Source organism: Azospirillum halopraeferens DSM 3675 (assembly GCF_000429625.1).
Taxonomy (GTDB): domain Bacteria; phylum Pseudomonadota; class Alphaproteobacteria; order Azospirillales; family Azospirillaceae; genus Azospirillum; species Azospirillum halopraeferens.
Map to the genome: position 1 here is coordinate 83,844 of NZ_AUCF01000011.1, position 21,759 is coordinate 105,602.

The 21,759-nt window shown below is 71.1% G+C and carries 18 protein-coding genes; 1 reads left to right on the top strand and 17 read right to left on the bottom strand.

Annotated elements, in window-relative coordinates:
- Window positions 1–2 precede the first annotated feature (2 nt).
- From G472_RS0112105 to G472_RS0112155, 11 genes are all read right to left on the bottom strand, one after another.
- Entirely contained in the window at window positions 3–875 is an 873-nt protein-coding gene (locus tag G472_RS0112105) for a CheR family methyltransferase (RefSeq protein WP_029008610.1), read from the bottom strand.
- A gap of 37 nt (window positions 876–912) precedes the next feature.
- The gene (locus G472_RS32760; protein ID WP_084536596.1) at window positions 913–3,840 is read right to left on the bottom strand and encodes a methyl-accepting chemotaxis protein; all 2,928 of its coding nucleotides are present in this window, start codon (window positions 3,838–3,840) and stop codon (window positions 913–915) included.
- A gap of 46 nt (window positions 3,841–3,886) precedes the next feature.
- A complete protein-coding gene (locus G472_RS32765; protein WP_035692137.1) occupies window positions 3,887–4,471 on the bottom strand; it encodes a chemotaxis protein CheW in 585 nt (194 codons plus the stop codon).
- 10 nt (window positions 4,472–4,481) lie between these two features.
- Window positions 4,482–6,794 (bottom strand): chemotaxis protein CheA, encoded by a 2,313-nt coding sequence (locus G472_RS0112120; RefSeq protein ID WP_029008611.1) that lies wholly within the window; start codon window positions 6,792–6,794, stop codon window positions 4,482–4,484.
- A 25-nt stretch (window positions 6,795–6,819) separates the two neighbouring features.
- Window positions 6,820–7,197: a response regulator gene (locus tag G472_RS0112125; RefSeq protein WP_035692138.1), complete on the bottom strand. Its 378-nt coding sequence runs from the start codon at window positions 7,195–7,197 to the stop codon at window positions 6,820–6,822.
- A complete protein-coding gene (locus G472_RS0112130) occupies window positions 7,182–7,493 on the bottom strand; it encodes an STAS domain-containing protein (protein WP_029008613.1) in 312 nt (103 codons plus the stop codon). The genes G472_RS0112125 and G472_RS0112130 overlap by 16 nt, the downstream gene beginning before the upstream one ends.
- Before the next feature lie 151 nt (window positions 7,494–7,644).
- Window positions 7,645–9,267: an ABC transporter ATP-binding protein gene (locus G472_RS0112135; RefSeq protein ID WP_029008614.1), complete on the bottom strand. Its 1,623-nt coding sequence runs from the start codon at window positions 9,265–9,267 to the stop codon at window positions 7,645–7,647.
- 19 nt (window positions 9,268–9,286) lie between these two features.
- Complete coding sequence (locus tag G472_RS0112140; protein ID WP_084536597.1) at window positions 9,287–10,417, bottom strand: ABC transporter permease; 1,131 nt, start codon at window positions 10,415–10,417, stop codon at window positions 9,287–9,289.
- Between the two features lies 1 nt (window position 10,418).
- Window positions 10,419–11,534 carry a microcin C ABC transporter permease YejB gene (locus tag G472_RS0112145; RefSeq protein ID WP_029008616.1) on the bottom strand — a complete coding sequence of 372 codons (1,116 nt, stop codon included), beginning with the start codon at window positions 11,532–11,534 and terminating at the stop codon, window positions 10,419–10,421.
- Between the two features lie 48 nt (window positions 11,535–11,582).
- Window positions 11,583–13,436 (bottom strand): extracellular solute-binding protein, encoded by a 1,854-nt coding sequence (locus G472_RS0112150; RefSeq protein ID WP_029008617.1) that lies wholly within the window; start codon window positions 13,434–13,436, stop codon window positions 11,583–11,585.
- Window positions 13,437–13,759: 323 nt separating this feature from the next.
- Window positions 13,760–15,604, bottom strand: a complete 1,845-nt coding sequence (locus G472_RS0112155; RefSeq protein WP_029008618.1) for an extracellular solute-binding protein — start codon at window positions 15,602–15,604, stop codon at window positions 13,760–13,762.
- Window positions 15,605–15,740: 136 nt separating this feature from the next.
- Here G472_RS0112155 and G472_RS0112160 point away from each other — a divergent pair, with 136 nt between their 5' ends.
- Window positions 15,741–17,234: a pyruvate kinase gene (locus G472_RS0112160; RefSeq protein WP_029008619.1), complete on the top strand. Its 1,494-nt coding sequence runs from the start codon at window positions 15,741–15,743 to the stop codon at window positions 17,232–17,234.
- A gap of 76 nt (window positions 17,235–17,310) precedes the next feature.
- On the opposite strand, the gene G472_RS32770 is transcribed toward G472_RS0112160, so the two are convergent.
- The 6 genes from G472_RS32770 to G472_RS0112190 form a co-directional block, all read right to left on the bottom strand.
- Window positions 17,311–17,880, bottom strand: coding sequence for a hypothetical protein (locus G472_RS32770; RefSeq protein WP_051340724.1), 570 nt, complete (start codon window positions 17,878–17,880; stop codon window positions 17,311–17,313).
- On the bottom strand, window positions 17,877–18,533 hold the full coding sequence (locus G472_RS0112170) for a hypothetical protein (RefSeq protein WP_029008620.1): 657 nt from the start codon (window positions 18,531–18,533) through the stop codon (window positions 17,877–17,879). The genes G472_RS32770 and G472_RS0112170 overlap by 4 nt, the downstream gene beginning before the upstream one ends.
- Window positions 18,530–19,081, bottom strand: coding sequence for a hypothetical protein (locus tag G472_RS32775; protein ID WP_051340725.1), 552 nt, complete (start codon window positions 19,079–19,081; stop codon window positions 18,530–18,532). The genes G472_RS0112170 and G472_RS32775 overlap by 4 nt, the downstream gene beginning before the upstream one ends.
- A 55-nt stretch (window positions 19,082–19,136) precedes the next feature.
- Window positions 19,137–19,919 carry a histidinol-phosphatase gene (gene hisN, locus G472_RS0112180; protein WP_029008621.1) on the bottom strand — a complete coding sequence of 261 codons (783 nt, stop codon included), beginning with the start codon at window positions 19,917–19,919 and terminating at the stop codon, window positions 19,137–19,139.
- Window positions 19,920–20,014: 95 nt separating this feature from the next.
- A complete protein-coding gene (locus G472_RS0112185; RefSeq protein WP_029008622.1) occupies window positions 20,015–21,166 on the bottom strand; it encodes a PP2C family protein-serine/threonine phosphatase in 1,152 nt (383 codons plus the stop codon).
- 34 nt (window positions 21,167–21,200) lie between these two features.
- Window positions 21,201–21,506, bottom strand: coding sequence for an STAS domain-containing protein (locus G472_RS0112190; RefSeq protein WP_029008623.1), 306 nt, complete (start codon window positions 21,504–21,506; stop codon window positions 21,201–21,203).
- Between the last annotated feature and the right edge of the window lie 253 nt (window positions 21,507–21,759).

The window sequence follows — 21,759 nt, forward strand, 5'->3', positions numbered from 1 at the left end:
GTTCACAGCCTCCGGTAGATGGTCGGGCCGGCCTGGCGGAAGCTGTTCGAAACACCGTACAGACTCTCGGAATGCCCCAGGTAGAGGTACCCATCGGTTGCGAGCAGGCGGGCGAAATTCTCTATCACCTGCGTGCGTCCGGCACGATCGAAATAAATGAGGACATTGCGGCAAAAGATCGCGTCGAAGGGGCCGCGCATCGGCCAGCGTTCCAGCAGGTTCAGCGGCTTGAAGGTGATCAGCCGGCGCAGGTCCTCACCCATGGACAGGGCGGTTGCGCCGTCGTCGCGCACCCGCCGGGTGAAGCGGTCGCGGATCGCCGTGGGGATGCCGCTGGCCTGGTCGCCGGCGTAGACGCCGCGCCGGGCGGTCTCCACCATGTGGGTGTCGATGTCGGTGGCCAGGATGCGCGCGTCCCAGCGGCGCAGATCCGCCATGGCGGACGCCAGCACCATGGCGATGGTGTAGGGCTCCTGCCCCGAGGAGCAGCCGGCCGACCAGATGCGCAGCCGCGGCCGCGGCACGCCTTCGGCGCGGGCGCGCAGCTCGGGCAATGCCACCCGCTCCAAATGGGTGAAATGGTGGGACTCCCGGAAGAAGGCGGTGAGGTTGGTGGTCAGGGCGTTGACCAGGAATCCCACCTCACCCGCCCCCGCGTCGCTGTCCAGCAGCGTGCAGTAGGCGTCGAAATCGGGCAAGCGCAGGTCGCGCAGGCGGCGGGCCAGGCGCGAATACACCATCTCCACCTTGTGCGGCGCCAGATGGATGCCGGCAAGCTGGTGGATCAGCCGGGCGATGGCGTCGAAGTGCCGGCGCTCGAACGGGAACTCCCGCCGGCCGGCGGCCTCGGGTGCCGCGGCGTCGGCGCCGGTCACGGCGGAGATCCGGGTGCGGCGGAGCGCATGGCCACCCTCACGCCGCCATGCCGCGGGCACGGGCGCGCACGTCGGCCGCCAGCTTGTCCAGCAGGTCGAGCACGGTGTGGGAGACCCGCTCCAACTCCGCCGCCTCGCTCCGGGCCCCGGCGATGTCGCCCCGCTCGGCGGCGACCAGCGCCCGCTTGCCGGCGTCGTGGAAGCGGGCGTGCGGTTCGGCCAGCGCCGCGAAATGGGGCGAGGACGTCACGGCGGGGTCCTTCATGGCGTCGTACCACTTGCCCAGCCGGCACTGGTGGTGATTGGCAAGGTTGTCGGCGCGGGTGTCGTTGCCGCCGTCGATGGCGGCGCGCACCTTCTCCAGGAAGGTGACGTGGTCGATCTTGGTCCCTTCGATCAGTTGGACGTGGCGGTTCAGCGCGCCGCGGCCCCGGGAGGCCGCGGCGTCCAGGGCGAAGAACGCCATCTGCTCGCGCAGGGCGGCGGCCTGTTCCTCCAGCGAACGGGCGGCGGCCGTGCTCTCCTCCACCAGGGTGGCGTTCTTCTGGGTCATCTCGTCCATCTGGGCGACGGCGGCGTTGATCTCGTCGAGGCCGGACGCCTGTTCGGTGGTGGCGCGGGCGATCTCCGACACCAGGTCGGCGACGCGGGCGATGCCCGCGACGATGCCCGTCAGCGTGGTTCCGGCGGTTCGCACCAGGTCCACGCCCTCGCGCACCCGGGTGCCGCTGTCGAGGATCAGGGTCTTGATCTCCTTCGACGCCTGGGCGGAGCGCTGGGCCAGGTTGCGCACCTCCTGCGCGACCACGGCGAAGCCGCGCCCGGCGTCGCCGGCCCGCGCCGCCTCCACCGCCGCGTTCAGGGCCAGCAGATTGGTCTGGAAGGCGATCTCGTCGATCACCCCGATGATGTCGCTGATCTTCTGCGACGCCTCCTCGATCCGCTTCATGGCCTCGACGGCGTCGTCGGCGACCTTGCCGCCCCGTTCCGCAGCACCCCGTGCCTCCAGGGCGACGCCGTTGACCTGGCGGGCGTTGTCGGCGTTGGACCGCACGGTGGCGGAGATCTGCTCCATGCTGGCCGCCGTCTCCTCCAGCGAGGACGCCTGCTGTTCCGTGCGCTCCGCCAGGTCGAGGCTGCCGGCGGCGACCTCCGCGCTGGCACGGCCGATCGCCCCGGCGGCGTCGTTGATGCGCCGGACGATCTGGCCCAGCTTCTCGGCGGTGGCGTTGCAATCCTCCTTCAGGCGGTGGAAGACGCCTTCGTAATGGGTGTCGATGCGCCGCGACAGGTCGCCCTGCGACAGCGACTCCATCATCGCCCCCAGTTCGCCGGTGATGGCGGCGACGTTGTCGGCCAGCCGGTTGATGCCGTCGCTGACCAGGCGGAAGAAGCCGTCCTTGCCCGCCGTGTCGAGGCGGCGGTCGATGTCGCCGCGCACCGCGGCGTCGACCATCCCGGCGATCTCCCGCTCGATGGCCAGTTCGGCGGTCTTGTCGGCCCATTCGACGACGCTGCCCAGGCGATCGCCGTGGCGGCCGACCACCGGGCTCATGGTCGCGGCGAAGGTGCGGGTGCCGATGTGGATCGTCGCGGTGTGGGTGCCGTCCAGCCGGTCCAGCAGGGCGCGGATGGCGCCGGGGTCCCGGTGGAAGGCGTCGACGGGCATGCCCACCAGGCGGGCGGCGTCGAACTGCGGCAGGTCGCGGCGGATGTCCGCCTCGGCGGCGGCGAACATGCGCAGGACCGCGTCGTTGGCATAGGTGACGACACCGTCGGGGTCGGCCATCATGATGCCGGCGGTCACCCGGTCCAGCGCGATTCGCGCGCGCAGGGCGCCCACCGATTCCACCTTGAACGCCTCGACCGCGCGCGCCATCCCGGCCAGCTCGTCGGAGCCTCCGGTGTGCGGGACGGTCACGTTCAGATGGCCGTCCGTCAGGTCGGCCATGGCGGCGCGGATGCCCTCCGCCGGCTGCACGATGGAGTTGGCGATGGCCCGGGCGGCGACCAGCCCCACCAGCAGGGACAGGCCGGCGATGATCAGGGTGAGGATGATGCTGAAGCGGCCGTCCGCCGCCGTGGCGTCGGCGACCGTCCGCTCCCCGGCGTCGACGGCGGCGGTCATGGCGGCGGCGGAGTCGGCCATCCGCTGCCCGAGCCGCGGCAGCACGTCGTCCCGGTACCGTGCGGATTCACGGCCGAGTTCCGCGATCTCGGCGAAGGCATCCCGGTAGCGGGGATGGGCGGCCTCCGCCTCGCGGATGCGGGCCTGCTGGTCGGCGGCCAACGCGAGGCGCGCGGCGTCGGCGAGATGTCCGGCCATCGCCGCGAGGTTCTCGGTCACCGCCGCCGGCGCCGGCGCGTCGCCCTGGCCGATGAAGCGGCTGGCCGCCAGACGGGCCAGCGCCCAACGGGTGTCGGCCCGGGCCAGCTCCAGGGCCAGCACCCGGGTTCCGTCGGCCGCGGCCGCGGCCGTCGCCTCGTCCAGCAGCGCGGTGATCCGGGCGCCCGTCGGGTCCAGCCGTTCGCGCAGCAGGCGGTCCGATTGGTCGCGCAGGGTGCGGGCGCGGTCGAAGGCGCGCCGGTATTCGTCAAGGGTGGCGGTCAGCGCGTCGAACGCCGCCGCGTGGTCGGAGGCCGCGACGAGGGCGCGCGACTCCGCCACCCGCCGGTCGATGGCGGTGCGCTGATCGTTGAGGGCGGTGAGGAAAGCGGGATCGCCGGAATAGAGGAAGCTGCGCGCCTCGATCCGCAGGGCGGCCATGCGCGCCTCCAGATCCCGGGCCAGCGCGGCCAGCTCGGTCGAGCGCCGCAGCGCCTCCACCGTCTCGCCGCTGTGCCGGCTGTTCAGCAGCCCGACGCCGGCCTGGGCCGCCAGCAGCGCCAGCAACAGGCCGAAGGCCAGCCACAGCCGCCCCGCGATCCCCATGCGCGTCAGGAACGAACCGTCATGCGTTGCCATCGCCGTGTCCTCCGTTCGGGCAGAAACCGCGCGCCACCCCCGGGGTTCAGGGATGGACGTCGCGGCCGGCGGCCGGCAGGCGGCGTTCCAGGGCGTCGGCGTCGCCGGTTTCCACCGCGAACAGCCGTTCGACGTCCAGCAGGGTCACCATCCGCCGGTCGGCGGTGTAGAGGCCGCTGAGATAGGCCGCGTCGATCATGCCGGCGTCCACGTCGGGGGGCGGCTTGATGGCATCGCGGCTGATGGCCAGGATGTCGGAGATGGCGTCCACCAGGATGCCGCGCGTGCGTTCACCCACCTGGAGCACCACCACCACGTGGCGCTTGGTCACCTCGGTCCGGCCGCCGCCGAAGCGGGCGCGCAGGTCGAAGATCGGGATGATGATGCCGCGCAGGTTGATGACGCCGCGCACGAAGTCCGGCAGGTTGGGCAGGCGGCTTTCCGGCGTCCAGCCGCGGATCTCGCGCACCGCCAGGATGTTGACGCCGTACTCCTCCTCGCCGACGGTGAAGGTGACGTATTGCTCCTCCCCGGCGTCGGCGGCGGCGTCGGTGCGGGCGGCATCGGCCCGGGGGACGACCCCGGCGGCGGTGCGGTCGGCGACGGGGGCAAGGGCGGTCGAGCTGCTCATCGGGTTGACCTCACACCGGTTCCAGGGTTGCCGATCCCGCGGCGGCGGGAGCATCGGGGGCGGGCAGGGCGGCGGTGGCGCGGGTGCCGCCGTGGTCGGCGTGCCGGCTCATCTCGCGCAGGCCCGCGGCGTCCAGGATCAGGGCGACGCGGCCGTCGCCCAGGATGGTCGCGGCGGCCACCCCGTCCAGGCGGCGGTAATTCGCCTCCAGGCTCTTGATGACGACCTGCTGCTGGCCCAGCACCTCGTCCACCACCAGGCCCAGGCGCGCACCGTCCTCGGTCTCCACCAGCACCACCAGGCCGCGGGTGGCGTCGCCCACCGCCCGGGGAATGCCGAACAGCCGGTGCAGGTAGACCAGGCGCACGTATTCGCCGCGGGCCATCATCACGTCGCAGCGGCCGACCAGCCCGTGCAGGTCCTCGGGCTTGGGCCGCAGGCTTTCCACGATGTTGGTCAGCGGCAGCACGAACCGCTCCTCGCCCACCGAGATGACCATGCCGTCCAGCACCGCCAGCGTCAGGGGCAGCGACAGCACGAAGCGCGATCCCTCGCCGGGTGCGGAATAGACGGCGATGCGCCCGCCCAGGGACGTGATGTTGCGCCGCACCACGTCCATACCCACGCCGCGGCCGGAGATGTTGGACACCGCATCGGCGGTGGAGAAGCCGGGCACGAAGATGAGGTTGTCGATCTCTTCGTCCGACAGCGCGGTGCCCGGCGCCACCAGCCCCTTCTCGATGGCCTTGGACAGGACGCGGGCCCGGTTGATGCCGCGGCCGTCGTCGGCCACCTCGATGACGATGCGGCCGGACCGGTGCTGGGCCGACAGGTGCACGGTGCCCTGGCGGGGCTTGCCGACGCGCTCCCGCTCCTCGGGGCTTTCCAGCCCGTGGTCGATGGAGTTGCGGATCATGTGGGTCAGCGGGTCGACCAGGTTCTCCACCACGGTCTTGTCCACCTCGGTGGTTTCGCCGGCGGTGACGAGCTGCACCTCCTTGCCGGTTGCCGCCGCCAGTTCGCGCACCAGGCGCGGCATGCGGCTGAACACGCTGGACACCGGCTGGGCGCGGATCGACATCACGCTCTCGCGCAGCTCGCGGGTGTGCTGGGCCAGTTGCTCCAGCCCCTCCAGCAGCTCCTGGAAGGCGCCCGGCGGCAGGTCGCGCACGTGCTCGGCGATCATCGCCTGGGTGATCACCATCTCGCCGACCATGTTGACCAGCCGGTCGATCTTGTCCAGGTCGACGCGGATGGTGTGGCTGGTCAGGCCGGTGTGGGCGGCGCCGTTGCCCGCACCGTTGCCGCCGCCGGCACCGCCGGCACCGCCGGCCTCGCGCCGGACGGCGGCGTCCGGCACCGCGGCGGGAGCTGCCGGGACCGGGGTCGCCGCAGGGGGCGCCGCAGGGGGCGCCGCGGTGACGGTCGCTGCGGCCGCAGTCGGGACCGGCTGCGGCGGCTCCACCGGGACGGGGGGCGGGGAGTCGATGGTGACGGTGATGTCGCATTCGTCGGCGACGAATTCGAACACGTCGTCGATGGCCTCGGGGCCGACCTCCGGCCCGCTGGTCAGGCGCACCGTCCACCACAGGTGCAGGTGCTCCGCCTCCAGGTCCGCCAGGGCCGGCAGGCGCTCGGTATGGCACTCCACCTCCGCGTCGCCCAGCCGGCGCAGGGCGCGCAGCAGGAAGGCCGGCTCGTTGCCCGACATCAGCAGGTCGTGGCGGGGGCGGAAGGTGATGATCCGACGCACCCGGCCGTCGTCATCGCCGGCTCCGGCGTCTTCGGACGCGGCGGCGCGGGCTTCGGCGATGGCCGCCAAGGCGTCGCCGAAGATGCCGGCCTCATCGTCCTCATCGTCGGGCGGGACGCCGGCGGCGGGAGGGGGGGCGGCGGGAGGGGGGGCGGCGACGCCGGTGGTGTTGGCATCCGTGTCCGGGGCCCGCAGGTACCGGCGCAGGGCGGCGACCACCGCGTCGGTGGTGCCGGGGGGCACGTCGGACCCTTCGCGGGCGTAGGCCAGCAGGTGGCCCAGCACGTCGTTGGCGCGGATCAGCGTGTCCACCAGGTCGGTGCTGACGGGGATGCTGTCGTTGCGCACCCCGTCCATCACCGTCTCGAACTCGTGCGCGAAGGCCACCAGGTCCGTGAAGCCGAACGCCCCGCCGCCGCCCTTGATGGAGTGGACGGCGCGGAAGATGGCGTTCACCTCGTCGGCGTCGACGGTGCCGGGCGCCAGGTTCAGCAGCCCGGTTTCCGCCACCGCCAGCAGCTCGGCGCTTTCATCGAAATAGGTCTGCTTGAAGCGGCTCAGGTCTTCCACGGGCGGTGTCCTCCTCCGGCGGTGTTCAGCCGCAGACCTTCTGAACCACGGAGATCAGCTTGTCCGGGTTGAAGGGCTTGACGATCCAGCCGGTGGCCCCGGCGGCCCGCCCCTCGGCCTTCTTCTTCTCGTCCGATTCGGTGGTCAGCATGAGGATCGGCAGCGTGCGGTGCGCCGGGGCGGCGCGCAGGCGGCGGATCAGCGTCAGCCCGTCCATGATGGGCATGTTCAGATCGGCGATCACCAGATCCACCTTGTTGGCGGCGACCACCGAAAGGGCCTGCTGGCCGTCGCCGGCTTCCAGGACGTCGTAGCCGGCGTTCTTCAGCGTGAACGCGACCATGTCCCGCATGGTGCGGGAATCATCGACGGTGAGAACCTTCTTCTTCACGCCACGCTCCATTGCTTCAGCCAATCGGCAAGCCCCAGGTCGCCGCAGGTCTCGGCCATCACCTCCGACGGGTGTTCCACGACGAAGACCCGGCCCTGTTCGCCGGCGTGGCGCGATGCCACCATCAGGGCCTGGACGCAGGCCGTGCTCAGGCGCTCGACGGCCCCGGCGCGGACCACCACCGCCCCGTCGCGGGCGAAGGCGGCGCGCAGACTGTCGGCTAAAGGCTGCGCCATGGGCAGGTCCAGGTCCCCCGGGAGGCCGAGGCACACCCGCCCGTCCTCCTCGCTCCATCCGATCAAGCTCACACCCGTCCTCCCCTGCGCCGCGGCACGCCGCCGGCCGACGCGGCCATCGGGCGAAAACTGCCGGATCCAGGGATAAGGATTGGTTAAGGGCGTAGGCCGAATGGGGGATTAATGCCGGTGGATGATTCGGCCCGTGCGCGCCGGCACTTTTTCAGGTCCGCACCGCCTCGCTGCGGACCGCCTCCAGGTTGAGGGCGGCGGCCAGCAGGGCGCGGGTGTAGTCCTGCTCGGGCTGCTCGAAGATCCGGCGGGTCGGGCCCTGCTCCACCACCTTGCCGTCCTTCATGACGATGACGTGGCTGGACAGGGCGCGGACCACCCGCAGGTCGTGGCTGATGAACAGGTAGGCCAGGTTGTGGCGGGCCTGGATGTCGCGCAGCAGGTCGACAATCTGCGCCTGCACCGACATGTCCAGCGCGCTGGTCGGCTCGTCCAGCACCACGAAGCGGGGCTTCAGCACCAGGGCGCGGGCGATGGCGATGCGCTGGCGCTGGCCGCCGGAGAACTCGTGCGGGTAGCGGTGGCGGGCCTCGGGCGGCAGCCCCACCTCCTCCAGCGCCGTGGCGACCATGGCGTCGCGCTCGGCCGCGCTGCCGATGCCGTGGATCTTCAACCCCTCCTCGACGATCTGGCCCACCGACATGCGCGGGCTGAGCGAGCCGTAGGGGTCCTGGAACACCACCTGCATCTGCCGGCGCAGCGGCCGCAGGGCCTTCGGCGGCCGGCCCTGGATGTCCTTGCCGTCGAACAGGATGGCGCCCTGGCTGGCGTGCAGGCGCAGCAGCGCCAGCCCCAGCGTGGTCTTGCCCGATCCGGACTCGCCGACCACACCCACGGTGTGGCCGGCGCGCACCGTCACCGACACGCCGTCGACGGCGCGGATGTGGTCCACGGTGCGGCGCAGCACGCCCTTCTTGATGGGAAAATGCACCTTCACGTCGCGCGCCGTCATCACCTCCGGCGCGTCGGCCGGCGGGTTCAGCGGGTTGCCTTTGGGCTCGGCCGCCAGCAGCTTGCGGGTGTAGGCGTGCTGCGGGCGCACGAACAGGTCGGCCACCGCCGCGTGCTCGACGATCTCCCCCTGGTTCATCACGCAGACCCGGTCGGCCATCTTGCGCACCACCCCCAGGTCGTGGGTGATCAGCAGCAGCGCCATGCCGAACTGCTGCTGGAGCTGCTTCAGCAGCTCCAGGATCTGCGCCTGGATGGTCACGTCCAGGGCGGTGGTCGGCTCGTCGGCGATCAGCAGGTCCGGCTCGTTGGCCAGCGCCATGGCGATCATCACGCGCTGGCGCTGGCCGCCCGACAGCTCGTGCGGGAAGGCGCCCAGGCGCTTTTCCGGCTGGGGGATGCCGACCAGGCGCAGCAGTTCCAGCGTGCGCCGGCGCGCCGCCGTTCGGTCCAGGCCCTTGTGCAGGAACAGCGTCTCGTTGACCTGCCGCTCGATGGTGTGCAGCGGGTTCAGGGACGTCATGGGTTCCTGGAAGATCATGGCGATGCGGTCGCCGCGCACCTGCCGCAGCGTCTTCTCCTCCGCCCCCATCAGCTCGGTGTCGAGGAAGCGGATGGAGCCCGAGGGGTGGCTGGCCATCGGGTAGGGCAGGAGCTGGAGGATGGAAAGCGCCGTTACCGACTTGCCCGATCCGGACTCGCCGACCAGCGCCAGCGTCTCCCCCTTGGCGATGTCGAAGGAGACGCCGCGCACCGCGTGCATGGTCCCGCCGCCGGAGCGGAAGTCGACGGACAGGTTGCGCACGGACAGCAGTTCGGGCATGGCGGGGTTCCCCTTCTCGTTACTCGGCGGCCTTGGCCGTGCCGGCGGTGCCGGTGGCGGTGTCGGACACGTTCGGGCCGGTGGACAGCGCGCCGATGGTCTTGCGCGGGTCGAAGGCGTCGCGCACCGCCTCGCCGATGAAGATCAGCAGGCTCAGCATGATCGCCAGCACGAAGAAGGCGGTCAGGCCCAGCCACGGCGCCTGCAGGTTGGCCTTGCCCTGGGCCAGCAGCTCACCCAGCGACGGTGAGCCCGGCGGCAGGCCGAAGCCCAGGAAGTCCAGCGCCGTCAGCGTGGTGATGGACGAGTTCAGGATGAACGGCAGGAAGGTCAGCGTCGCCACCATGGCGTTGGGCAGGACGTGGCGCGCCATGATGGTGGCGTCGCCCGCCCCCAGCGCCCGGGCGGCCCGCACATAGTCGAAGTTGCGCGCCCGCAGGAACTCCGCACGCACCACGCCGACCAGCGCCATCCACGAGAACAGCAGCAGCAGTCCCAGCAGCCACCAGAAGTTCGGCGTCACCACGCTGGACAGGATGATCAGCAGGAACAGGGTGGGGAGGCCCGACCAGATTTCGATGAAGCGCTGGAACAGCAGATCGGTCAGGCCGCCGAAATAGCCCTGCACCGCGCCGGCCGCCACGCCGATGAACGAGGACAGGATGGTGAGCGTCAGGCCGAACAGCACCGAGATGCGAAAGCCGTAGATCATCCGCGCCACCACGTCGCGCCCCTGGTCGTCGGTGCCCAGCCAGTTCTCCGCCGACGGCGGGGCGGGGGCGGGGACCTGGAGCCCGTAGTTGATGGTGCGGTAGCTGAACGGGATCAGCGGCCACACCGCCCAGCCCTTCTCGGCGATCAGCTCCTGCACATAGGGGTCGCGGTAGTCGGTGTTGGTGGCGAACTCGCCGCCGAAGGTGGTTTCCGGATAGTTCTGGAAGACCGGGTAATAATACTGCCCGTCGTACTGCACCAGCAGCGGCCGGTCGTTGGCGATGAACTCGGCGAACAGGGTCACCAGGAAGATCACCAGGAAGATCCAGAACGACCAGAAGCCGCGCTTGTTGGCGCGGAAGTTCTGCAGGCGCCGCCGCGTCAGCGGCGTCACGCGCATGCCGAGGACGCGGGGGGTAGCGGTCGCCGGTGCCATCTCACACCCTCCGCGCTTCGAAGTCGATGCGGGGATCGACCACCACATACATGATGTCGCCCAGCAGGTTCATCAGCAATCCCAGCAGCGTGAAGAAGTAGAGCGTGCCGAACATCACCGGATAGTCCCGGTTGATCGCCGCCTCGAAGCCCAGCAGCCCCAGCCCGTCGAGGGAGAAGATCACCTCGATCAGCAGCGAGCCGGTGAACAGGATGCCGATGAAGGCGCCGGGGAAGCCGGCGATGACGATCAGCATGGCGTTGCGGAAGATGTGGCCGTAGAGGACGCGCCGCTCCGCCAGCCCCTTGGCGCGGGCGGTGACGACGTACTGCTTGTTGATCTCCTCCAGGAAGGAGTTCTTGGTCAGCATGGTCAGGCTGGCGAAGCCGCCGATCACCAGCGCCGTCACCGGCAGGGTGATGTGCCAGAAGTAATCGAGGATCTGCTGCCACCACGTCAGGTCGGCCCAGTTGTCGGACACCAGCCCGCGCAGGGGGAACCAGTCGAGATAGCGGCCGCCGGAGAACACCACGATCAGCAGCACGGCGAACAGGAAGCTGGGGATGGCGTAGCCGACGATCACCACCCCCGACGTCCAGACGTCGAAGGGGGCGCCGTCGCGCGTCGCCTTGGCGATGCCCAGCGGGATGGACACGAGATAGACGATCAGCGTCGTCCACAGCCCCAGCGACACCGACACCGGCATCTTCTCCAGCACCAGCTCCATCACCCCGCGGTCGCGAAAGTAGGAGGTGCCGAAGTCGAACACCAGATAGTTGCCCATCATATGCAGGAAGCGTTCGTGCAGCGGCTTGTCGAAGCCGAACTCCCGCTCAAGCTGGCGGATGAACTCCGGGTCCAGGCCCTGGGCGCCGCGGTAGCGGCTGGTGACGTCGCCCCCGGTGGCCTGGCCCTGCATCTGCGCCGCCGCCCCGGCGTCGCCGCCGCCGGTGCCGCCGATGCGGGCCGTCGCCTCCACGGCGGTGCCCTGCATGCGGGCGATCACCTGCTCGATCGGGCCGCCGGGGGCGATCTGCACGATCAGGAAGTTGATGATCATGATCCCGATCAGCGTCGGGATGATCAGCAGCAGACGGCGGATGATGTAGGCCAGCATCGGCGGTCCTGTCCTGTTCCGGCGTGTCCGGGGGCGGCGGGGCGGCGGTTACGGAGCCTTGCGCAGCGCCGCATCCCTGGCGGCATCGATCCACCAGGTGGTGGGGAAGCCGTGCGAGTACCGCGCCATGGTCTCCGGATAGCCGAAGCGGTCCCAGTAGGCCAGCCGGTCCGTGTCGTTGTACCACAGCGGGATGACGTACCAGCCGGACAGCAGGACGCGGTCCATGGCGCGGGTCGTCGCCTCGATGGTGGGCAGGTCGGTGCCGGTGACGATCGTTTCCAACAGTTCGTCGACCACAGGATCGCGGATCGCCGCGAAATTGCCCTGGCCGGGCACGTCCGCCACCGCGCTGGAGTAGTAGGAGCGCAGCTCCGGCCCCGGCGGCGGGAAGAAGGTCAGGCCCAGGCTGACCATGTCGAAGTCGTACTCGTCGGTGCGCACCTTGTACTGGGCGGTGTCGACGACGCGGATCGAGGCGTCGATGCCCGCCCGCTTCAGGTGGGTGACGAATGGCTCGGCCAGGCGCACCGAGGACGGGTCGTAGAGCAGGATCTCGAAGGCGAACTGGCGGCCGGTCTGCGCGTTCACCAGCCGGCCGTCCCGGTGCTCCCACCCCGCCTCGTTGAACAGGGCGTAGGCCTTGCGCAGGTTCTCGCGCGAGCGGCCGGAGCCGTCGGTGGACGGCGGCTCGAACGCATCGGTCAGCACCTCCGGCCGCACCCGGTCCCTGTAGGGGGCGAGCGCCGCCAGCTCCTCGGGCGTCGGCGGGCCCTTGGCGCCGTAGTCGGAGTTGGGAAACCAGCTCTTGATCCGCTTGTACTGGCCGTAGAGAAGCTGGCGCTGGATCGTCTCGAAATCATACAGGTGGTTGATCGCCTGGCGCACCCGGATGTCCTGGAACTGCGGCCGGCGGGTGTTGAAGACGTAGCTGAGCATGCCGTGCGGCGCGTTGTCGGGCACCTCGCGGCGGACCAGCCGGCCCTGGCGGACGGCGTTCGTCTCATAGCCGGTGGCCCAGCGCTGCGCCCGGTTCTCCGCCCGGAAATCGATCCGGCCGGCCATCAGCGCTTCGAACTGCACGTTGTCGTCGCGGTAATAGTCGTAGCGGATCTCGTCGAAGTTGAACAGACCCTGCATCATCGGCAGGTCCTTCGCCCAGTAGTCCTTCACCCGCTCGTAGGTGATGGACCGGCCGGCCTCGACCGACTTGATGCGGTAGGCACCGGAGCCGAGCGGCGGCACCAGGGTGGTCCGGGTGGGGTCGCGCCCCTCCGCCTGCCAGTAATGGCGCGGCATCGGCCACAGGCCGGCGGCGGCCATCAGCGGCTTCATGGTGTCGCGGGTGCGCACGTGGCAGGTCAGCACCCGGGTGTCGGTCGCCTCGCACCGCTCGATGTCGTCGAAGAAGGAGCGCAGGAACAGCCGCCCCTCCTTGCGCACGAAGTCCAGGGAGTAGACGAAGTCCTCGGCGGTGATGGGCGTGCCGTCGTGCCAGCGCGCTTCCTCGCGCAGGTGGAAGCGGATCCAGCTCTTGTCGGCGGGATACTCCATGGTCTCGGCGATCAGGCCGTAGGCGGAGGACAGCTCGTCGCCGGAGCCGGTGGTCAGCCCGTCGGTCGTCAGCCCGATGCCGGCCGGCCAGGTGCCGCGCTCGATCAGGGTGGTCAGGGTGTCGAAGCTGCCGAACGCCCCCAGCGTGATCGAGCCGCCCTTGGGCGCGTCGGGGTTGGCGTAGGGCCAGTGCGGCATGTCCGGCCCGTACAGCGGCTCACCGAACTCGGCGATCGCCCAGGACCGGGTGATGCCGTCGCCGGCGGTTTCCTGCGCGGCCGCCGGCACCGCCGCCAGGACCAGCCCCACCAACGCCGCCCGCACCGCGGCCGCTACCCGAACCCCCATGTCGCGCCCCTTGCACCCCGCGGCGGACCGCCGCCGCATCAGGCGTAAGGTAGGGACCGCAGCATGTCACAATCAAGGCATGGCGGTGCAGAAAGGCTGCCGATCGCAGCCCTCCCGCGGCCGCGCCGGGGGAGGGCGACCCGCGAAGCGGGCGGGTGAGGGATTGGGTTCGCGAGAATGAAGAGTTTCCGGAACCGGGACCCGGGGGCGTCGGCTCTGTCAATGACACCGCACCCCCCGCCTTCCCAACCGGAGGTTGGGCCCCTTCCTCCCCCGCCGGAGGCGAGGGAGGAGACCGTCGTCTCACTTGCCGGGGAGCCGAGTCACTGTCCCTGAGCCCGCTTCGACCACCAGGCCGGGGAATAGAAGACGGCGCGCAGGCTGTCGTCGTAGGGGGCATCGGTGTCGGGGGTGCCGAACTTGTCCCACATGGCCACCCAGTTGTCGGCGTTGTACCAGTGGGGAACCATGTAGTGGCTCCACAGCAGCACGCGGTCGAGGGCGCGGGTGGCGCCCAGCAGGCTGTCGCGGTCGTTGGCCTCCACCACCTTGCCGATCAGCGCGTCCACCACCGGGTCGCGGATGCCGGCCAGATTGGCCGAGCCGGGCGTGTCCGCGGCCTGCGAGCCGAAGTAGTTGTACAGCTCCGTGCCCGGCGGGCTGGGGAAGGCGAAGTTGGTGACCACCACGTCGAAATCGAACTCGTCGGTGCGCCGCTGGTACTGGGCGGTGTCGACGATGCGCAACTGCGCGTCGACGCCGGCGCGGCGCAATGCCTCCACATAGGGCTGGATGACGCGGGTCAGACCGCCGCTCTCCAGGAACTCGACGGTCATCCGGGCGCCGGTGGCGGTGTTGATCATGCGCCCGTCGCGCAGCTCCCACCCCGCCTCGGCAAACAGGCGGAACGCCTCGCGCAGGTTCTCGCGCGAGCGGCCGGAGCCGTCGGTCACCGGCGGTTCGTACGGATCGGTGAAGACCCGCGGTGGCACCCGGTCGCGGAACGGCTCCAGCAGTTCCAACTCGTGAGGGCCGGGGAGGTCGCGGGCGCCGTATTCGGAGTTGGGGAAGTTCGACTTGGTCCGGGTGTACTGGCCGTACAGGATGTTCCGCTGGATCCACTCGAAATCGAAGAGGTAGCCGAACGCCTCGCGCACCCGCGGGTCGGCGAAGCGCTCGCGCCGGGTGTTGAAGCGGAACGCCTGGGCACCCAGCGGCAGTTCGCGGGCGATCTCCCGCCGCACCACCCGGCCGTCGCGGGCGGCCGGGAAATCATAGCCGGTCGTCCAGCGCTGGGCCCGGTTCTCCATCCGCACGTCGTAGGCGCCGGCCTTGAACGCCTCGAACATCACGTCGTCGTCGCGGTAGTAGTCGACGCGGACGGTGTCGAAATTGTACTGGCCGCGGTTGACCGCCAGGTCGCGGCCCCAGTAGTCCTCCACCCGCCGGAAGGTGATGGAGCGGCCGGGGTCCACCGCCGCGACCCGATAGGGGCCGGAGCCCAGCGGCGCCTCCAGCGAGGTGCGGGAGATGTCGCGTCCCTCCGCCGTCCACCAGTGGCGGGGCAGGGGCGACAGGGTGGTGGCGAAGTCGATGATCGGCTTGATCTCGCCGCGGCTGCTCAGGGCGATGCGCAGGCGGCGGTCGTCCGGGGCCTCCACCGCCGTGATCTTGTCCAGGAACGACTTCAGGAAGGGGGACCCGTGCTCCTGGATGGCGTCCCAGGCGAACACCAGGTCGCCGGCGGTGATGGGAGTGCCGTCGTGCCAGCGGGCCTCCGGGCGCAGGGTGAAGACCGCCTCGCTGCGGTCCTCGGCCACCGCGACGCTTTCGGCCAGCCGGCCGTAGGCGGCGTCCAGCTCCCACCCCGACCCCACCATCAGCGGGTCGGCGATCAGCCCCATGTGCCGCGGCTTGACGCCGCGCAGGATCACCGTGTTCAGGCTGTCGAAGGTGGCCGGGAAGTTGGAGCCGATGATGATCTCGCCGCCCTTGGGCGCGTCGGGGTTGACGTGCGGGAAATGGGTGAAGTCCGGCCCGAACTCCGGCTCGCCGAACTGGCGGAGCGCGTGCACGGGATCGGCGGCGGCCGGTGCCGGTGCCGGGGCCGCAGCCACGGTCAGGGACAGGACGGCGGCGGCCAGGGTCGCGGCGAGGGTGCGGCGCATGGGCGGTCGGGCTCATCCATGAAAGGTTCACACGTCTCCGATAGATTGCCTCATACGCCCGTCGATCAAGCGCAAAGTCCGGTGCGGCGGGCGGCTGCGGCCTGTTGACGCCGCGTGACCGAACGGAGAGCCCGCAATGACCGTCCCCACCGCCCCGACCACGCCCGCCGCCCTTCTCGACCTGCTGCGCAGCCTGCGGGCGGACGTGGCCGCGGAAGGGGCGGTGCGGTTCGATCGCTGGCGGCCCGGCCTGCGCCGCGCCGCCCGGCCGTCGCTGCTGAACCTGGCCCATTACCTGGCGCTGCGCCGGCGCGACCTGCGGGGGCTGCAGACGGCCCTGTCGCCGTGGGGCCTGTCGTCGCTGGGCCGGCTGGAAGGTCGCGTGCTGGCCAACCTCGACGCCGTCATCGCCGCGCTGGCCCGCCTGGAAGGGGATCAGGGGCCGGCCTTTCCGGGCGCGCGCGCCTTCTTCCGCGGCGGCCGCCTGCTCGACCTGCACACCGGCGCCCTGTTCGGCCGGCCGCCGGCGGGGCGGCGAGGCCGCATCCTGGTCACCCTGCCGTCGGAGGCGGCGGCCGACCCCTCGCTGCTGGCCCGCCTCGTGGCAAGCGGCGCCGACGCCGTGCGCATCAATTGCGCCCACGACGACGCGGCGGCGTGGTCCGCCATGATCGCCCACCTGCGCACCGCCGAGGCCGCGGCGGGGCGGCGGCTCACCGTGCTGATGGACCTGGGCGGGCCGAAGCTGCGCACCGCCGCCGTCGGCCTGCCCGAGGGGCAGCACCGCCTGAAGCACGGCGACCGCCTGTTCCTGGCCGTGCAGCCGCCGGCCGACGCCGGGACCGCCACCCGGGCCTGGGCGACCCTGTCCCTGCCGGAGGTGGTGGGCCAGTTGCGGCCCGGTCACCGCGTCTTCCTCGACGACGGCAAGCTGGGCGGCACGGTGGCGGAGACCGGCCCGGACGGCGCCTGGCTGGCGGTGGAGCGCGCCCGGCTGCGGGGAACCCGCCTGGCGGTGGACAAGGGCGTCAACCTGCCGGACACGCCGCTCCCCCTCGACCCGCTGACGCCCAAGGATCTGGAGGACCTGGACTTCGTCGCAGCCCACGCCGACCTCATCGGCTACAGCTTCGTGCAGCGCCCGTCCGACGTGGAGCGGCTGCAGGAGGAACTGGCTCGCCGCCGTCCCGACGCGCACCGCATCGGACTGATTGCCAAGGTCGAGACGCCGCTTGCCGTGCGCAATCTGCCCGAACTGATCGTGCACGGCATGGGCCGCCAGCCCTTCGGCGTGATGATCGCCCGCGGCGACCTGGCGGTGGAGCTGGGTTTCGAGCGCCTGGCGGAAATGCAGGAGGAGCTGCTGTGGCTGTGCGAGGCGGCGCACGTGCCGGTGATCTGGGCCACCCAGGTGCTGGAGAACCTGGTCAAGAAGGGCCTGCCCTCGCGCGGCGAGATGACCGACGCCGCCATGGCCGCGCGGGCAGAGTGCGTCATGCTCAACAAGGGCCCCTACCTGCCCGAAGCGGTGGAAGCACTCGGGCGCATGCTCGCCCGCATGGGTGAGCATCAGGCCAAGAAAACCCCGCGGCTGCGCGCCCTGCAAAGCTGGGCCGACCGGGAGGCCTAGGCGGGGCGGTGGCGGGTTTCATGGTCGGCGCGTGACGGACGTCATCATGCCGCCGCCGCCACCCACCGGGCGGCGCCTATGCCTGCGCCTCCTCCACCCCGTCCGGCGCGTCGGCCACCGCCCGGTCGATGGTGCGCATCAGCGCGCGGTAGGTGCGGTCGGCCTTCATGGTCTTCTTCAGGGATTTGGCGTTGCGGATATCGGCGTTCATCCAGTCGATCACCGACTGCCCGTGTTCCGGGTGGATGGACAGGGTGTACATCAGCGCCTGTTCGGGGCCGGTGATCTGCGTCTCCTCCAGCCGTTCCAGGACGGCGCCGGCGTAGAACAGCACCAGGGCTTCCGGGCGCGGCGCACCGACCCCGGTATCGGCGTCCGCTGCTTCCGCTTCGTCGTCTGCCGGCGGATCGGCGGGCGCGCGTCCGTCCAGCTCCGCCAGGCGGCGGAACAGCGCCTCCCGGCTCTCCTGCGGCATCGTCGCCAGGGCTTCCAGCGCCGTCAGCACGTCGAGCAGCGACTTCTTGCGGACCTTCCAGTTCGCCCCGGCGGCGACTCGGTCGACGATGGTGTCCACCTGCGCGCGGATCACCGCGTCCAGGTCGGCATAGACCGAGTTGGCCGGGGGATGAACGGGCGTCGGGGTCATTGCCGGCCCTTGGGGTCGGGGACGTCGTCGTTGGCGGCATCGGGCAGTTCGAACATCATGCCGTCGTCATCGTCATCGTCATCATCATCCGCGTCGTCGTCGTCGAAGTCCCCGTCGTCGCCGGCCATCAGCAGGTCGAACAGGGCGGCGAAGGCGCGGTCCTCGTCCAGCAGGGCCTGGAACGCCTGCATGTGGTTCTCGTCGCTCTCCAGCCAGGTCTCGGCCGCCTCCACGTGTTCGGGCTGGACCGACAGCAGGTAGAATCCCGCCTGCTCGGCGCAGGTGATGCGGGGTTCGTCCAGCCGTTCCAGGATGGCACCGATGAACATGGGCAGCAGGTCCGGGGGCGGGCTGGCCTCGCCGTCGGCCGCCGGGGTCTCCCCGGCGGTGAGCGCGGAGAGGGTGCGTTCGGCCTCCTCCTCGCTCAGCGTGCCCGCCTCGACCTGTTCCATGATGCGGGCGAGCGCCGTCTGCTGGGCCGGCGACAGGGCGGTCATGCCGTCGACCGCCATCAGCACCTCCAGAAGGGCGTCCTTGCGCAGCGCCCAGTCCTCCTCTCCGGCCAGCGCGTCGGCGAGGCTTTCCAGGACGGGCTTCAGGTCGTCGGGAGCGGTGTCGAAGACGGGCGTCTCCGGTTTGGCGATGGCCGTCATCGGGGTTCTCCTTGCATGGCTTCGTCGGCCCCGGCGGCGGTGTCGCGGGGGGACGGGGTGCTGCGGTCGTGCTCCGACAGGAGCGTCATCAGGGCCGCGTAGCGGCGGTCCTGGCGCATGATGCGGCGCACCGCCTTCTCGTGCCGCGGGTCGAGCTGCATCCACGCCTCGGCGGCCCCGGTGTGTTCGGGCTGGATCGAGAGGAGATAGATGGCGGCCTGTTCGGGGCCGGCAACCCGCTCCTCGCCCAGGTGCTCCAGAATGGCGCCGACGTAGGTGGGCAGCAGCCCGGCGAAGGGCTCGGCCGGTCCGGCGTCGTCGGGTTCGTCGGCGTCCGGCGCCCGCCCGATGGCGGCGCGGCGCTCCCCGGGCGTCATGGAGAAGAACGAGTCCAGCCCCAGCATCAGGTCGCACAGCGTCTTCTTGCGCACCATCCAATTGGCACCCGCCGCCACCCGGCCGGCCATGGACTGCAATAGTCCATGCACCTTGGGCGACAGGCCGTCGAGGATGGGGCGGGCGGGGCGGGACACGGGGACGGATGGCATGGTGCGGTCGTTTGTCGGCTGCGCTCGTTCGGTGATCGGCGTTCGGCGGGCGGTGTCAGCCGGCCAGTGCGGCCAGCGCCTCGCGGTGGGTGCGCGGATCGCCGGCGGCGATCACCCGTCCGTCGGAGGTGCGGTCCAGCGGACGGCCGTCCCAGTCGGTCATGACGCCGCCGGCCCCGGTGACCACCGGGACCAGGGCCGCGAAGTCGTACAGCTTCAGCCCCGCCTCGACCACCAGGTCGTAATAGCCCGATGCCAGCAGGCCGTAGGTGTAACAGTCCCCGCCGTACACCGTCACCTTGGCGGCGCCGGCGGCGCGGCGGAAGGCGGCCAGCGTGTCGCCGGGGAACAGGTCGGGGCCGGTGGTGCCGACCATCGCCGCGGCCAGCCCGCCGGGGCAGGGCCGGACCTTCGCCGGCTGGCCGTTGTGGGTGGTGGGCCGGCCGGCGACGCCGATCCAGCGGTCGCCGACGATGGGCTGGTCGATGATGCCCAGCACCGGCGTGCCGTTGCGCAGCAGCGCGATCAGCGAGCCGAAGATCGGGCGTCCGACGATGAACGACTTGGTGCCGTCGATGGGGTCGATGACCCACACGTACTCGGCGTCCAGGTTGCGGGTGCCGAACTCCTCGCCGAAGATGCCGTCGTCGGGACGCTGCGCCTCGATGATGGTGCGGATCATGCGCTCCGCCTCCCGGTCGGCCACGGTGACCGGCGAGCGGTCCTCCTTGTCGTCCACCGCGACGGGCGTGCGGAAATAGCGGCGGATCACCGCCGCACCGGCATCGGCCAGGCGCTGGGCCAGCGCCACGAGATGGGCGGGACAGGACTCGGACATGGCAGGCTCCGCCGAGGGGTCGATCGGGGCGCATCCTAGACGCAAGCGCGGGCCGGCGGGAAGCGTCGCGTGGCGGCGGCGGCGGCCGGTTCGTGTCAAAGACGGGTGATCCACACGGCCGTCAGATCGTCGGCGAGCGGGCGCGGGCGGCCGCCGAACACCCGGTCCAGCACGTGGTGCAGCGGCCGGCCGGGAGCCCCGGCCATGGCAGCGCCCACCAGCAGCGGCACCGCCTGCTGGCCGATGCCGGCGGGGCCGCCGCATTCGATCAGGGCGTCGCTGTACAGGAACAGGGCGGCGCCGGGCGGCAGGGCGACGGTGCGGGAGACGTAGCTGGCCTTGCGCGACACCCCCAGCAGCAATCCGGAGGACTCCAGCAGCCGCACCGAGCCGTCGGGCAGCCACAGGGCCGGGTTGGGGGAACCGGCGCCGACGCCGGTCAGGGTGCCGGCCGCCACGTCGATGATGCCGAGGAACGCGGTGGCGAACTGGCCGACCGGCAGGGTCGCCTTCAGCGCGGCGTTGAGCGCCATCATCCAGCCGGCCGGGTCGCCGGCGTCCAGGGGAATGCGGTCGATCAGCGTGTGCAGGCGCACGGTGTTGAGGGCGGCGGTGACGCCGTGGCCGGTGAAGTCGGCGATCATCACGGCGATGCGCGTGTCGTCGAGCGGCCGCAGCGTCCACAGGTCGCCGCCCAGCTCCGACGACGTTTCGAAATGGGACTCGATGGCCAGCCCATAGCGCGCACCGGCGGCCTCCAGGTGCCGCCGCTCCGGAACCAGGGAAAGCTGCAGGGTGCGCGCCTGGGTCAGCTCGGCCTCGACCCGCCGGCGGAAGGAGGACAGCTCCTCGAACAGGGCGCGCTTTTCCAGGTGGTGACGCACGCGCGCGATGCACTCGCCGGGGCGGATCGGCTTGGCGATGACGTCGCTGCCGCCGGCCTCGAAGCAGTGCGCCGGATCGGCGTCGCCGTCGGCAGGGGTCTGGAACAGCACGGGAAGGGTGGCTTCCCCCAGATCGCGACGCAGCCGCCGGCACATCTCCAGCCCGTCCATGCGCGGCATGCGCACGTCGAGCAGCACCAGATCGGGGCGGAAGCGCAGGACCTTGCGCAGCCCCTCCTCGCCGTCGCCGGCAAAGGCGATGGCATCGACGCCGGCACGCACCACCAGCCCCGCCAGCATGACCCGGCTGGACTCCTCGGCATCGACGATGAGCACCCGGCTGCCCGCGAGCGGTGGCGCCATCGGCCTCCCTCCGGCGAAGACGCGATGGTGGGGGTCAGTACTCTATGGTCAGGACCTCGCCGATACGGGCCAGGTCGATGCTGCGGCGCACCTCGTTGCGCGGGCCGCGCACCACCAGGGCGATGCCCCGCGATTCGCATTCCTCGTGCAGGATCAGCAGCATCCCCAGCCCGGCGGAGTCGATGAAGTCCAGCCCGGACAGGTCGGCGACGAACCGCCGGGCGCCCGGGCCGTTCAGCAGGTCCAGCAGGTCGCGCAGGCGGTCGTGGTCGGTGAACTCGAGCCGGCCGGACAGGCGCGCCTCGATGGCGTCGGGGGTGGTGCGCGCTTGAAAGTCCATGGTTCCCTCGCGTGTGTGGACCCGTGATCCGGACACCGGCCCGCGCCGGCCATGCGCGGCCAGAGATTGTAACCGCATTGCAATAAAGTTATGCCGCACGATACGAATGTTAGGCGCCAGTCTTATGGCTGAGGCCATGCGCCTTTTCAACACCTTTACGGGCGGTTTTCGCGGGGTGCGCGGCCGTCGCGCGCCGGGCCGCCGGGGTCGCCGGAGCGGGCGCCACCGCGTGCGATCCTTGCGTCCGGCTGCC